This is a genomic window from Streptomyces tyrfis (genome assembly GCF_037034285.1).
In the GTDB taxonomy this organism is placed as follows: domain Bacteria; phylum Actinomycetota; class Actinomycetes; order Streptomycetales; family Streptomycetaceae; genus Streptomyces.
Map to the genome: position 1 here is coordinate 45,911 of NZ_JBAGJZ010000023.1, position 14,159 is coordinate 60,069.

Here is a 14,159-nt window from a genome sequence, read left to right on the forward strand (position 1 = left end):
GCCTCTAGCTGTTCTCGTATCGGCCCACCAGTTCCGCGATCAGGGCCATCGATTCTCTTGACGGTAGGGCCGAGGAGCGCACTTGGTCAAAAGCCAGCTTGTACCGGTTCACCGGGCTGTCCTCCTCCAGGTACAACGCCCCGTCGAGGTATTCCAGACGGACCACATCGAGGTCCATGGGATCCGGGTACGAAAAGATGCTGAAGGCACCGTCGAGCCCCGCATGCCAGCCCTGCCTGAAAGGCACGACCTGAATCGATAGACGGGGTGGATCGTTCAGGTCGATCAGCCTACGAAGCTGGCTGGCCATGACCTCACGGCCGCCGATCATCCGGTGCAGAACCCCTTCGTCCAGAACACAGACGACCTGCGGAGCCTTGTCCCCGCGCAGGATCTCCTGACGCCGCAGTCGGAGATCGACGAAGGACTTGATCTGTTCCTCGGAACAGGCTTTGCCGACGTTCCGGATAGCGTCTTCCGCGTAGTCGGGAGTCTGCAACAACCCCGGCACGAGAAGTGGCTGAAAGACGAGGATGCGGACGGCATCCGATTCGATGCTCAACTGCTCCTGAAAGAGATCGCCCCCAATGTCGCTGTACTGAGCCCACCAGCTCTTACGACGCCTCTCCCGAGCCATCGTCACGAGCGCCGCCCTGCGTCTGGCGTCCGTGACTCCATACAGATCGAGCAGCGCCTCTACTTCGAGTTTGCTGGCGCCCTGTCGGCCGTTCTCCTGCCTGGAGATCTTCGATTTGTCCCCGCCTATGCGCTCGGCCGCCTGATCCATCTTGATGCCGGCCGCCTCGCGCAACCGCTTGAGTTCACTACCGAGCTTGCGGCGCCGAACCGTCGGTCGTGGATGACTGGGCAACATTGCCCCCTTCCAGGCAGTACTCACCATCAGCGTGCGGCACTCCAGTGCCTCAACACCCCTTCTGGACCGGGACGTTAAGCCATCACTCGCCGATCTCCAAAATTGGAGAAGTTCACACTTGCGGATCTGGCTCCACGGGTACAACCTATTGCCGTCACCCACGGCACCCGATCGAACACCCATCGTGCCTTTGGTGTGGTGAACCACCGCGTCCCACGCAAGAGGAGTCATGACCGTCATGCCAGAAACCGACCTCCCGCACTACCGGCATGAGTTGTTCGTCCACCCCCAATCCCTCGCAGAGATGCGCCGCATCGTCAGATGTCTCGTGGGCGTGTGGGACTTCAGGGAGTTGACGGACACCGTCACCCTCTGCGCCCACGAACTGCTCACCAACGTCGACCGGCACACGCCGTCGCCCCGTTGCACGCTCACGCTCCAGCGCCAGTCCTACGGCGTACGCATCACCGTGCGCGACTCCAGCCCGACGCCGCCCGTGCCCCGCGCCCCGGACTGGGTCGCGGAGAGCGGGCGCGGGCTCGCGCTCGTCAGCGGGCTCGCCGCCGCGTGGGGGTCGGTGCCGGCCCCGTACGGCAAGGACGTGTGGGCGGAGATCCGCAGTACGCGACGGGCGGCCGTCGGGTGAGCGCCCCCGTACCCCCCTCGACGCATCAGGAGCACCGGATGGACTCCCGCCCACCCTCCGTGCCGATCGCCTCGCCGCCGGACGCCCAGCACGCCGCGGCCGAACTCGACTCCGCGCTGCGGGACGCGGGCCTACCGGTCACCTCGGTGGACCAACAACGCGACCGTGAAGCCGACTTCGTGCGGCTCGGGCCGCTCTCCCCCGCCGACGCGAGCCACCTGGCGGGGCTGGTCCGAGCGGGTACGAAGCACACTCTCAAGGCCGCGCGGGCGCTGCGCGACATCGTCGACGCCTACCGCCTCGACCTGCCGGGGCTGCGGTTCCGGCACGGCCGGATCGTGCTCGGCGGCATCTCGCTGCCCGATGCCGAACGCCTCGCGCGTCTGCTCGGCGCTCCCGTGCCGGCCGGCCGCCTCACGCACGGTGCCCCGCCTCCGGAGACGGCCCGCGTCCGCGAGCGGCTCGGAAGCGCCTTCGCCTCGGCGACGGGCGGGCGGGCACTCGACGTACGCGTACGGCGCGAGGAGCCCGGCACCGATCCCATGCTGGAACTGGGCTCCATCGACGCCGGGACCGCGCGTCGACTGGTGGCGGCCCTGCGTTTCTGAGCCGGCCGCGGCGGCGGCCGGGCGAAGCCTGGCGTCACGGCGACGGCGGTACGGCCGCAGCCGCGCGGGCGTCCCGTTCGGTGTCCGCGTCGCCCTCGTCGTCGTCCCCTCCGGTCGCCGCACCCCCGCTGTCCGGGTCCCGGGCCGGGGTTGCCGCCTCCGCGGCCTCTTCCTCCTCGTCCTCCTCCCCGCTCTCGTCCGGCGCGGCCTGGACGCCCACGCCCCGGGAGGCGGACACGTTCTGGTCGATCGCGCCCCCGCCGCCGTCGTGGTCGCTGCCCGCCGTGCCCTTGCTCAGCGGGGCCAGCACATTGGCCGTGCGGTCGACTTCGAGCCAGGAGTCGGCGTTGGAGTTGTCGATGGTGATCAGGGACGGGCCGTGATGTGTCTCCATGCCGCCGTCCGGGGCGTCGGCCCAGGCGGTCCCGGCGGCCAACTGGCCCTGGCAGAACACGCCGAGAGCGGTCACCAGGGCCGCACGGGCCCGCGTCGAGGTGAGTCCCATCTCCGGAACTCCTTTCCGGCCGCGCGGCCTTGACGGTCGCGCGCGGCCCGTATCGCTGTGCTTCGAATGGAACGAGGCTTCGGGGGCGCGGGGACCCGGGGCGCGGGTGGTGCGTGCGTGCACCCCGCGCCCCGGACCCCCGGCGCACGGGTGGACGTCAGGCGACCGCGGACTCGTGGGCGGGGTGGTGCCTGCTGATGTTCCGTTCCAGCAGTTCCGTCGAACGCCGTACCCCGACGCCCTCGACGGGATCGAACTCCGGAAGCCGCCCGTCGGCCCGCTTGAGGTCCGTCAGCGCGGTGTCGATCGCGGAGTGGGCGGCGAACAGGCAGGGGGTGCTGTAGATGGCCACCTGGCAGCCCAGATCGGCCAGTTCGGTGAGCGAGAGCCGGGGCGACTTGCCGCCCGCGATCTGGTTGAACAGCAGCGGCTTGTCACCGATCACCTCGCGGATGCGTTTGATCCACTCCACGCTGCGCACCCCGTCGACCAGGACGACGTCGGCGTCCGTCCTGGCCAACGCCTCGGCCCTGCGCAGGATGTCGTCCTCTTCCGTGGCGTCCGTGCGGGCGACGACCACCAGATCCCGGCGGCTCCTCAGCACGAGGTCGAGCTTCTCCAGGTACTCCTCCAGCGGGAGCACCTGCTTGCCGTCCGCGTGGCCGCACCTGCGGGGGCGCTTCTGGTCCTCCAGGATGACGCCGGAGGCACCGATCCGCTCCAGCCGCTGCACCACATGGCAGGCCACCTCCGGATCCACGTAGCCGTCGTCGATGTCCACCAGCAGGTGGTGGGTGGGGAAGGCCAGCCGCAGCCGTTCCACGAAGGCGACCATGTCCGGCCAGGCGATGAAGCCGATGTCGGGAAGCCCGTAGTGGGAGGCGGCGAAGCCGAATCCGGACACGAAGAAACCGTCGTAGTGCCGGGCCACGACGGACGCCGAGTACATGTCGTAGATGCCGATGAGCGGAGTCGTCCCCGGGGACCGGACCGCTTGCCTCAACACACTGCCGTATCGCACAACTTCTCCTTGCTGACACTTCGTCGGTTGATGGGTCGGTCAGCCGCCGTGTGGCCGTGGGGCCGGTCCGAGGCGCGGTGGTCCCGTCCAGCGACGCCCGGATTCCGGGCGTCGCCGGACCGGAGCGACGGGACTTCGGCGGCGTGACGTGGTGGACCGGGAGCCGCCGGGACGCGGAAGGCCGGATCGGGGCTCACGGATGTGGATGGTTCGGCGACCGGCCGGTGCGGCGGACACGGGGACGCCGCGCCCCTGAATCGGGCAGGCGACGGCGGCACCCGGTCCGCACGGGACTCGGTCCGTCCTCTCGCGAAGACAGGTATACCTATACCGACATGACCGGCCCTTTACCGATGTACGCGCCGCCCTTTACCTTGCGTACGACACCTGTGGGTACGCGTCGGGCTCCCGTTGACGAGCCCGCTGACGAGGGACTTCCCCTCTCCCTGCGGTCAGCCGGGAGGCGCGTACCGGGTCAATCGATCGCCTTGCGGAATAACCTAGTTGAGCGGTGCGTCGCGTACGTTCCGTCCCACTCGGACGTGTCTTCCGGGGGCCCGGCCCAGGGGCGCCCGGCCCGGCGCGACGGCGGGCGCGCCGGCACGCGGGCCGCCCGGATCAGCCGAATCGGTCGAACAGGGGCTCGACACGGTCCTCCGGGCGCGCCGCCGGGCTGCCGGCGGCGTCGCGAGGTGCGGGCTCACTTCCGGTACAGGGCGTCGATCTCCGCCGCGAAGTCACGGGCGATCGCGGCGCGCCTCAGCTTCAGAGAGGGGGTCAGATGGCCGCTCTCCTCGGTGAACTCCACCGGAAGCACGGTGAATTCGCGGATGGACTCGGCCCGGGAGACGAGGTGGTTGGCCTCGTCGACGGCGCGGCGCAGGGCGGTGCGCAGTTCCTCGTCGTGGACGAGGTCCCGGATCGGCAGGTGCTGTTTCCCGGTCATCCGCCGCCAGTGGGCGAGGCCGTCGGGTTCCAGGGTGATCAGCGCGCCGATGAACGGCCGGTCGTCGCCGACCACCATGCACTGCCCGATCAGCGGGTGGGCGCGCAGCCAGTCCTCCAGCGGGGCGGGGGCGACGTTCTTGCCGCCGGAGGTGATGATGACGTCCTTCTTGCGGCCGGTGATGGTGAGGTGGCCGTCCTGGTCCAGGGAGCCGAGGTCGCCGGTGGCGAACCAGCCGCCCTCGTGCGCGGGCACGGCCGCCCCGCGTCCGGCGTCCCAGTAGCCCGCGAAGACCTGGCCGCCGCCGAGCAGCACCTCGCCGTCGTCCGCGATCCGTACGGCGGTGCCGGGCAGCGGCCGGCCGACGGTGCCGAGGCGGGGTGCGAGCGGCGGGGTGACGGTGGCGGCGGCGGTGGTCTCGGTCAGCCCGTAGCCCTCGTAGATCTCGATGCCGGCGCCCGCGTAGAACGAGGCCAACCGCCGGCCCAGCGGGGAACCGCCGCAGATCACGTACCGGACGTGTCCGCCGAGCGCGGCCCGGATGCGGCGGTAGACCAGCGGGTCGTACAGGGCGCGGGCGGCCCGCAGCCGGAGGCCGGGCCCGGGCCCGGCGCCGTGCGCGGCGGCCTCGACGGCCCCCGCGTACCGCTGTGCGACGCGCACCGCGCGGTCGAAGGAGGCGACGCGGCCCATCTTCTCGGCCGTGGCCCGGGCGGTGTTGTGGACCTTCTCCAGCACATACGGGATGGCCAGCAGGAACGACGGCTGGAAGCCGGCCAGGTCGGCGAGGAGGTCTTCGGTCTTGAGCGACGGGGCGTGCCCGAGGCGGACCCGGGCGCGCAGACAGCCGATCGCGACCATGCGGCCGAAGACGTGGGAGAGCGGGAGGAAGAGAAGCGTGGAGGCGGGGTACTCGCTGACCGACTTGAAGACGGGGTGGAGGAGTTCGATGGCGTTGTCGACCTCGGCGAAGAAGTTGCCGTGGGTCAGGACGCAGCCCTTGGGGCGGCCCGTGGTGCCCGAGGTGTAGACGAGGGTGGCGGTGTCCTGTGGTGCCAGTGCGGCGCGGCGGGCGTTGACCACGTCGTCGGGTACGTCCCGGCCCAGGCGCTTCAGCCGGTCGAGCGCGCCGGTGTCGAACTGCCACAGATGGACGAGACCGCCGAGCCGCCCGCGTTCCCGGCTGACCAGCCGGCCCTGGTCAACGCTCTCGACGGCGCAGGCGACGGCGCCGGAGTCCTGGAGGATCCAGCGGGTCTGGAGGGCGGAGGAGGTCGGGTAGACGGGGACGGTGACGAGCCCGGCGGCCCAGGCCGCGAAGTCGAGCAGTGTCCATGCGTAGGTGGTGCGCGCCATGATCGCGATCCGGTCGCCGGGGGCCAGGCCCTCGGCGACGAGGCCCTTGGCGACGGCGAGCACCTCGTCGGCGAACTCCGCCGCCGTCATGTCCCGCCACTCCCCGTCCGGCCCCTTGCGGCCGAGTACGGCGTCGGCGGGCGCCTCGCGGGCGTTGTCGAACGGGATGTCCGCGAGCGAGCCGCGCCGCACGGGCGGGGCCAGGGCCGGTACGGAGGCCTGCCGGACGACGCCGTCGGCGTCGCGTACGAGGAGCGGGGCGGGGGCGGGGGTGGGGGCGGAGGCGGGCCCGGTGGCGGGGTCGGGGCTGGCGGATGGCGTGGACACGGGCGGCTCCTCAACGTGGGGTCGGGCGGGTCTCGCCGGTGCGTCCGGCGGGGCCGGTGCGTCAGGCGGTCCGGTGCGTCCGGCGGGGCCGGTGCGTCAGGCAGGGCCGGTGCGTCAGGGCGTTCGAGGGATGCGGTACGTCAGGGGCGTTCGAGGATGGCGGTCACGCCCTGGCCGCCCGCCGCGCAGATCGAGATCAGGCCGCGGGACGGGGCGTCGCGTTCGGCGAGGAGCGCCGCGAGGGTGGCGACGATCCGGGCGCCGGTCGCGGCGAACGGGTGGCCGGTGGCGAGCGACGACCCGGCGACGTTGAGCCGCTCCCGGTCCACCGGGGCCAGGCCCCGTTTCTCCCAGGCCGCGAGGGTGGCCAGCACCTGGGAGGCGAACGCCTCGTGGATCTCGAACAGGTCGAAGTCCTCGATGCCGAGCCCCGCCCGCTCCAGCAGCCGCGGCACCGCGTGGGCGGGGGCCATGAGCAGGCCGTCCCCGCCGTTCACGTGATCGACGGCGGCCGTCTCGTGCAGCGCGAGGCGGGCCAGCGGTTCCAGGCCGCGGGCGCGGGCCCACTCCTCGCTCGCCAGCAGCACGGTCGCGGCGCCGTCGGTGAGCGGGGTGGAGTTGCCCGCGGTCATCGTCGCGTCCGGGTGACCGGTGCCGAACACCGGTCGCAGGGCGGCGAGTTTCTCCACCGTGGAGTCGGGACGCAGGTTCTGGTCCCGGGTCAGCCCCCGGAACGGTACGACGAGGTCGTCCAGGAAGCCGCGCTCGTACGCGGCGGCCAGACGCCGGTGGCTGGCGACCGCGAGACGGTCCTGTTCCTCGCGGCCGATGCCCCAGTGGCGGGCGGTGCGGGCCGCGTGCTCGCCCATCGAGAGGCCGGTGCGGGGCTCGGCGTTGCGCGGGATGTCCGGGACGACGTGCCGGGGCCGTATCCCGGCGAGGGCCTTGAGCCGGGCCCGCGCGGTGCGGGCGCGGCGGGCGTCCAGCAGCAGGGTGCGCAGCTCGTCGTTGACCCCGAGCGGCGCGTCGCTGGTGGTGTCGGCGCCGCCCGCGATCGCGCAGTCGACGGCGCCGAGCGTGATCCGGTCGGCGGCGGTGAGGACGGCCTGGAGGCCGGTGCCGCACGCCTGCTGGATGTCGAACGCGGGGGTGCGCGGGTCGAGCGCGGAGCCGAGCACGGTCTCCCGGGCCAGGTTGAAGTCCCGGCTGTGCTTGAGGACGGCGCCCGCGACGAACGCGCCGACCCGCTGCCCGTGGAGCCCGAACCGTTCGACCAGCCCCTCCAGTGCGGCGGTGAGCATCTGCTGGTTGGAGACCCGTGCGTACGGGCCGTCGGAGCGGGCGAACGGGATGCGGCTGCCGCCGAGGATCACGACGCTGCGGGGCTGCGGAAGTGCGAGAGGTTTCATCTCGACCAGATCCTGACTCTTGAGTAACCTTACTCTGGAGTAAATCTACGACCGAGCGGGGAGTCCGGACAATGGCCGATCGCTATCTGCGCTTCACCGGCACGGCACCCGGCCGTCTCCTGACCCGGCGGCTCGGCCTCCCGCGCCCCGCCGAACTGCGCCGCTGGTCGCCGCTGACCCCGTCGCTGGACGGGCCGCTGCTCCACCTCACCGCCGGGCCGTCCGCGATCGGCCTGCGGCTCGGTGCGCTGCTCGCGGCCACCGGGCTGGAGGTCGCCCGGCCCGCCGGAACCGCTCCCAGAACCGAGCGAGCCGAGGGAACCGAGGGAGCTGCCGACGGAGGAGTCGAGGGAGCTGCCGGCGGAGGAGCCCGAGGAGCCGAGGGAGCCGGCCGCGTCGGCGGCTCCGCCGGACCGGCGGAACGAGCCACCGGCCCCACCAACCCCACCAGCCCCGCTGCCCCCGCCCGCCCCACCACGCGCCCCGCCGGCATCGTGCTGGACGCGACCGCCGTCAGCGCCCCGCGCGGGCTCGACGACGTCCACGCCGCCCTGCATCCGGTGATCCGCTCGCTGGCCCCGGGCGGGCGGATCGTGGTGGTCGGGGTGCGGCCGTCCCCCGACGACCACCACCAGGCGGCCGCCCAGCAGGCGCTCGAAGGGCTGGTGCGCTCGCTGGGCAAGGAGATCGGCCGGGGCGCCACCGCACAGCTGCTCCGCGTCGTGCCGGAGGCGGTGGAATCGGCCGGGTCCACGCTCCGCTTCCTGCTCTCGCCCCGGTCCGCGTACGTCAGCGGGCAGGTGATCGAGCTGTCCGCCGACGCCCCCGGCCCCGTCGACGACTGGGCCGCCCCGCTCGCCGGACGCACCGCGCTGGTCACGGGCTCGGCACGCGGCATCGGCGCCGCGGTCGCCTCGGTGCTGGCCCGGGACGGCGCCCGGGTCGTCTGCCTCGACATCCCCGACGCCGAGGACGAGCTGAGGCGTACGGCGGACCGGCTGGGCGCGACCGCGCTGCCGCTGGACATCACCGCGCCCGACGCGGCGGAGCGGATCGCCGCCGCGATCCCCGGCGGCCTCGACGTCCTCGTCCACAACGCGGGCATCACCCGTGACCGGCGACTCGCCAACATGCCGGCCGACCGCTGGGCGTCCGTGATCGACGTCAACCTCGACAGCGTGCTGCGCACCACGGACGCCCTGCTCGCGGCGGGCGCGGTGAACCGGGGCGGCCGGATCGTCGCCACCGCGTCGATCGCCGGCATCGCGGGCAACAACGGCCAGACGAACTACGCGGCGTCGAAGGCGGGCATCGTCGGGCTGGTCCGTTCACTGGCCCCGCGCGCCGCCGCCGAGTACGGGGTCACGGTGAACGCGGTGGCGCCGGGCTTCATCGAGACGAAGATGACCGCGGCCGTGCCCCTGCTGATCCGGGAGGCGGGCCGCCGGATGAACTCCCTGGCGCAGGGCGGGCTGCCGGTGGACGTCGCCGAGACGACCGCCTGGTTCGCCCAGCCCGCGTCGACGGCCGTCAACGGCCAGGTCGTGCGGGTCTGCGGCCAGAGCCTGCTGGGGGCCTGAGCGATGCCGAACCCGGACCTGACACTTCTGCGGGCGGCCGTCACCTCCCCGTTCCGGAAGGCCGGACGGCCGGGCGCCGTCCTGCCCACCGGCCGTTCCGTCCTGCCGCCCGCGCCGATCGCCCCCGGGCCCCTCGCCGCGTACCGCCGGATCTGCGGCTTCCCCGACGCGGCGACGCTGCCGCTCACCTATCCGCATGTACGGGGATTCCCCCTGGCCATGCGGCTGATGACCGCCCGCGGGTTCCCGCTGCCGGTCGTCGGACTCGTCCACACCTGGATCGAGATCACCCGCCACCGGCCGCCGCTCACGACCGACCTGCTCGAACTCACGGTGTACGCCGACGGGTTGTCCCCGCACCGGCGCGGCACGGAGGTCACGGTGGTCACCGAGGCCCGCCGCGCGGGCGAGCTGATCTGGGAGTCCCGCAGCGGCTACCTCTCCCGCCACGCCCCGAACCCCGGCCCCACCTCGAACTCCCACCACACCCCGAACCCCCGCCCCGCCGAACGCGATACGCCCCCGGCCGCCGACGGCACGGTCACCGACCGCACGGCCGCCGACCGCACGGCCGCTCCCGCGACCGAAGGCACCCCGGACGCGCGGATTGCGGACACGTCCGGCGAGGCTCCCGACACGACCGCCGCCGGGGCCGCCGACGGGCCCCCCGCCGTCGACGAGTGGCGGCTGCCCGGCGATCTGGGACGCCGTTACGGGGCCGCCTCGGGCGACCGGAACCCCATCCACCTGTACCCGCTGACGGCCCGCCTCTTCGGCTTTCCCCGGCCCATCGCCCACGGCATGTGGACCGTCGCGCGCTGTCTCGCCGAGGCGCCGGACCCGGAAGGCATCCAGCGGGTGCGGGCCGTCTTCAGGGCCCCCGTGCCGCTGCCCTCGACCGTCGCCCACGCGGCGGACGCCAACGGCTTCCGGCTGTACGGCGCCGACGGCCGCGTCCACCTCATCGGAACGACGACCCGGGCCCCCGGTCCGCGAACCGCCTGACGCGCACGCCCGGCACGGGCCTCAGTCCGAGCCGCCGCCCCGGCCCGAATCGGGCTCCCGCCCCAACCCCTCGTCCCGGTCCGGGCCCGGCCCCGACTCCGGCTCCCGTTCCAGGTCCCCGCCCCGCTCCGGGCCCGGCTCCAAGTCCCCGTCCCGATCCGGCCTCGGGCCCGCGCCCCGACCCGGCCCCGGCTCCGATTCCGGCGGCTGCCACGGCCGGCCCTTCATCAGGTTCTCCAGCCCCGCCCAGGAGAAGTTCATCAGGGTGGCCGCTGCCTCCTTCGCCGAGACGCCCGGGGTCTCGTTCGCCCAGCCGGCCAGCGCCTCCGCCGCGCCGACGAGCGCCTGCGCCAGTCCCGCCACATCGCGGTCGGGGAGCGCCGGGTCGTGGTGCGCCTCGCGGGCCGCGGCCCCGATCAGCCCGGTCACGAACGCGACGATCTCGTCCCGCATCGCCGCGACCTCGGCGGCGAACGGCTCGCCGTGCGTCCGCGCCTGACGGTGCAGCACCGCCCAGCCGTCCGGGTGCTCCGCCGTGTGCGTGAAGAACGCGCGCAGCCCCGCCCACAGCTGCCGGTCCGCCGGCAGCCCCGGCTCCGCCCCCGCCCGTACCGCGTCGACCAGCGCCTTCGCCTCGCGCCGGATGCAGGCGGTGAACAACTCCTCCTTGGAGTTGAGGTAGAGGTACACCAGCGGCTTGGACACCCCTGCCAGCTCGGCGATCTCGTCCATGGAGGCGGCCCGGTACCCGCGCTGCCCGAAGGTCCGCACGGCGGCGTCCATCATCTGCCGCTCACGCACGGCACGCGGCATCCGCCTGCCCTTCACCGCACCCACGTCGACTTCCTCCCGCGCCCCGCCGCACCACTCCCCCGGCCAAGAGTACGGCGCGGGGCGGACACCCGGCGTATCGGACAGTCCGCTCCCGGCCAGGTGGCCGACGACCGTCCCGTACCCCCGGTGGACGACCGTCCCGTACCCCCGGTGGACGACCGTCCCGTACCCCCGGTGTACGGGCCGTCGGCCGCAGGTCGCACACCGGTTCCGCCTCGGGTGGGACGCCCCGGCCCGCCCCCGGCTCCTACCGTCGGGGCCATGACGATCAGATTCCGCGGCCGAGCGGCTGTCGTGGCGCTCGCCGCGACCGCGCTGCTTGCCGCGCCCGCCACCACCGCCCTCGCCCTGCCCGGCGCCCCGGCCGCCGTCCCGGCCCACGCCTTAGCGGCCGCCTCGCCCGCCGCCACGGCCGGCGTGCCCGAGCTCTCCCGCCCGACCGGGCCGTACGCCGTCGGCGCCGAGGTGCTGCACCTCACCGACCGCACCCGCACCGACCCGTGGGCCCCCGAGCCCGGGCCCCGTGAGCTGATGGTGACGGTCCACTACCCGGCCCGCCCCGGCGGCAGCAGGCCCACGCCGTACATGACCACCGACGAGGCCCGGCTGATGCTGGCGGGGCGCGGCCTGGAGGACGTCGTGCCGCCGGAACTCGTCAGCGGCACCCGTACCCACGCCCGCACGGCCGCCCCGGCCGAGCGGGGCCGGTTCCCGCTGGTGCTGCTCTCCCCCGGCTTCGGCACCCCGCGGGCCACCCTGACCTCCTTGGCGGAGGACCTGGCGAGCCGGGGCTATGTGGTGGCGAGCGTCGACCACGCCTACGAGACGAGCGGCACCTCCTTCCCCGGCGGGCGGGTGCTCGCCTGCGCGGCCTGTGAACGGCTCGAATCCGCGCCGACCGATGAGGCCCAGCGGAAACTGCTGAACGCCGTCTCCACCGGTCGGGCCGCCGACCTGTCCTTCGTACTGGACCGGCTGACCGGCCACCGTCCGGCCTGGCGTCACTCCGGAATGATCGACGCCTCCCGGGTCGCCGCCGCCGGCCACTCCATCGGCGGGAGCGCGGCGGCCTCCGTCATGCTCACCGACAGCCGTTTCGACGCCGGGGTGAACATGGACGGCGGGTTCCAGGAGCGCATCCCCGCCCAGGGGCTCGGCGGACGCCCGTTCATGATGATCGGCACCGACGACCTCCACCGCCCCGGCGGCGGCGACGAGTCCTGGGACGAGGGCTGGCCCCGGCTGGGCGGCTGGAAGCGGTGGCTGAGCGTCAAGGGCTCCGGGCACTTCAGCTTCACGGACGTCCCGGCGCTCGGGGAACAGCTCGGCCTGCCGACGGACCCCGACGCGCCGCTCTCCGGGGAGCGTTCGACCAGGATCACCCGCGCCTATGTCGCCGCCTTCATGGACCTGCACCTGAAGGGACGGCAGCAGCCGCTGCTGAACGGGCCCTCGGCGGACAACCCGGAGGTCGTCTTCCAGCGGCCCTGACGCGGCGTCCACCACGAGGCATCCGCGACGCGGCGTTCCTGACAAGGGATTCCGGGGTTCTCCGGCTCGGCGTCCCCGACGAAGCGCCCCTGGCGCGGAAAGGCCGTGGGCCCCTCCTCCGGATCGGAGGAGGGGCCCACGGCCGGCGCGAACCGCGTCGCGCCCGTCGGTCACGCGGCGACCGGCACGCCCTGCGGCTCGGCGTCGCGCGCCTCGTCCTCGTCGACCGGGGAGGAGGAGGCCGTGGCGTACGCCTCGTGGTCGAGGATCTTCTCGCGGGCCGAGACGATCACCGGGATCAGCGCCTGCCCGGCCACGTTGGTGGCGGTCCGCATCATGTCGAGGATCGGGTCGATGGCCATGAGCAGGCCGACGCCCTCCAGCGGCAGGCCCAGCGTCGACAGCGTCAGGGTCAGCATCACGGTCGCGCCGGTGAGACCGGCGGTGGCCGCCGAACCGATCACCGAGACGAACGCGATCAGCAGGTAGTCGCCGACGTTCAGCTGCACATCGAAGATCTGCGCGATGAAGATCGCCGCCAGCGCCGGGTAGATCGCGGCGCAGCCGTCCATCTTGGTGGTGGCGCCGAACGGGACCGAGAAGGAGGCGTACTCCTTCGGGACGCCGAGGCGCTCGGTGACCTTCTGGGTGACCGGCATCGTGCCGACCGAGGAGCGCGAGACGAACGCGAGCTGGATCGCCGGCCAGGCGCCCCGGAAGAACTGCAGCGGGCTGAGCTTGGCGACCGTGGCCAGCAGCAGCGGGTACACGCCGAACAGCACCAGGGCGCAGCCGATGTAGACGTCGGCGGTGAACGTCGCGTACTTGCCGATCAGGTCCCAGCCGTAGTCGGCGATCGCGTAGCCGATGAGGCCGACGGTGCCGAGGGGGGCGAGCCGGATGACCCACCACAGGGCCTTCTGGAGGAGTTCCAGGACGGACTCGCTGAGCGAGAGGATCGGCTGGGCCCTCTCACCGAGCTTGAGCGCGGCGATCCCGGCGACGGCGGCCATGAACACGATCTGGAGCACGTTCAGCTCGGTGAACGGGGTGATCACGTCGTTCGGGATGATGCCGGTGAGGAAGTCGAGCCAGGAGCCGGCGTGCTGCGGCAGCTTGCCGTCCTTCGGCGTGAGGCCGGTGCCGGAACCCGGGTTGGTCAGCAGGCCGATCACGAGACCGATGACGACCGCGATCAACGAGGTGATCATGAACCAGAGCAGGGTGCGGGTGGCCAGCCGGGCCGCGTTGTTGACCTTGCGCAGGTTGGTGATGGACACCAGGATCGCGAAGAAGACGAGCGGCGCCACGGCCAGCTTCAGCAGCTGGATGAAGATGTGGCCGACCTTGTCGAGCGTGGTGTACAGCCAGCCGATGTCGTAGCTGCGGGCGAGCCACCCGAGGACGACGCCGAGGACCAGACCGGCGACGATCTGGGCCCAGAACGGGGCCTTGGGTATGCGGAAACCGGAACCGGAGCCGGACGGGCTCCCGGTCGCGGCGGCGGACGCGGGGTTCGCGGACACGGACACACTCCAGATGTGACGCATCGGGGCG

11 protein-coding genes and 1 pseudogene are annotated in these 14,159 nt (G+C 73.0%); 5 read left to right on the forward strand and 7 right to left on the reverse strand.

Annotated elements, in window-relative coordinates:
* Positions 1-4: 4 nt before the first annotated feature.
* The gene (locus WA762_RS19035) at positions 5-901 is read right to left on the reverse strand and encodes a helix-turn-helix domain-containing protein (RefSeq protein ID WP_335937066.1); all 897 of its coding nucleotides are present in this window, start codon (positions 899-901) and stop codon (positions 5-7) included.
* Positions 902-1,112: 211 nt separating this feature from the next.
* On the opposite strand from WA762_RS19035, the gene WA762_RS19040 reads away from it, so the two are divergent.
* The gene (locus WA762_RS19040) at positions 1,113-1,520 is read left to right on the forward strand and encodes an ATP-binding protein (RefSeq protein ID WP_335937067.1); all 408 of its coding nucleotides are present in this window, start codon (positions 1,113-1,115) and stop codon (positions 1,518-1,520) included.
* 38 nt (positions 1,521-1,558) lie between these two features.
* Complete coding sequence (locus WA762_RS19045) at positions 1,559-2,128, forward strand: hypothetical protein (protein WP_335937068.1); 570 nt, start codon at positions 1,559-1,561, stop codon at positions 2,126-2,128.
* Between the two features lie 34 nt (positions 2,129-2,162).
* Here WA762_RS19045 and WA762_RS19050 read toward each other — a convergent pair whose 3' ends face one another.
* The 4 genes from WA762_RS19050 to WA762_RS19065 form a co-directional block, all read right to left on the reverse strand.
* Positions 2,163-2,633: a hypothetical protein gene (locus WA762_RS19050; protein ID WP_335937069.1), complete on the reverse strand. Its 471-nt coding sequence runs from the start codon at positions 2,631-2,633 to the stop codon at positions 2,163-2,165.
* Positions 2,634-2,790: 157 nt separating this feature from the next.
* Positions 2,791-3,654 (reverse strand): isocitrate lyase/PEP mutase family protein, encoded by an 864-nt coding sequence (locus tag WA762_RS19055; protein WP_335937070.1) that lies wholly within the window; start codon positions 3,652-3,654, stop codon positions 2,791-2,793.
* Positions 3,655-4,354: 700 nt separating this feature from the next.
* Positions 4,355-6,283 (reverse strand): AMP-dependent synthetase/ligase, encoded by a 1,929-nt coding sequence (locus WA762_RS19060; protein WP_335937071.1) that lies wholly within the window; start codon positions 6,281-6,283, stop codon positions 4,355-4,357.
* 140 nt (positions 6,284-6,423) lie between these two features.
* Complete coding sequence (locus WA762_RS19065; RefSeq protein WP_335937072.1) at positions 6,424-7,692, reverse strand: acetyl-CoA C-acetyltransferase; 1,269 nt, start codon at positions 7,690-7,692, stop codon at positions 6,424-6,426.
* 71 nt (positions 7,693-7,763) lie between these two features.
* Between WA762_RS19065 and WA762_RS19070 the strand changes: the two genes are divergently transcribed.
* Together WA762_RS19070 and WA762_RS19075 are read left to right on the forward strand one after the other, a co-directional pair.
* Positions 7,764-9,272: a 3-oxoacyl-ACP reductase gene (locus WA762_RS19070; protein WP_335937073.1), complete on the forward strand. Its 1,509-nt coding sequence runs from the start codon at positions 7,764-7,766 to the stop codon at positions 9,270-9,272.
* 3 nt (positions 9,273-9,275) lie between these two features.
* On the forward strand, positions 9,276-10,277 hold the full coding sequence (locus WA762_RS19075) for a MaoC/PaaZ C-terminal domain-containing protein (protein ID WP_335937074.1): 1,002 nt from the start codon (positions 9,276-9,278) through the stop codon (positions 10,275-10,277).
* Between the two features lie 201 nt (positions 10,278-10,478).
* Here the strand turns inward: WA762_RS19075 and WA762_RS19080 are convergent.
* A pseudogene (locus WA762_RS19080) lies at positions 10,479-11,090 on the reverse strand (TetR/AcrR family transcriptional regulator); the annotation flags it as partial.
* Between the two features lie 282 nt (positions 11,091-11,372).
* Between WA762_RS19080 and WA762_RS19085 the strand changes: the two are divergent.
* On the forward strand, positions 11,373-12,602 hold the full coding sequence (locus WA762_RS19085; protein ID WP_335937075.1) for an alpha/beta hydrolase family protein: 1,230 nt from the start codon (positions 11,373-11,375) through the stop codon (positions 12,600-12,602).
* Between the two features lie 170 nt (positions 12,603-12,772).
* Here the strand turns inward: WA762_RS19085 and WA762_RS19090 are convergent, their stop codons facing one another.
* On the reverse strand, positions 12,773-14,128 hold the full coding sequence (locus WA762_RS19090; protein WP_335937076.1) for a dicarboxylate/amino acid:cation symporter: 1,356 nt from the start codon (positions 14,126-14,128) through the stop codon (positions 12,773-12,775).
* Positions 14,129-14,159 lie beyond the last annotated feature (31 nt).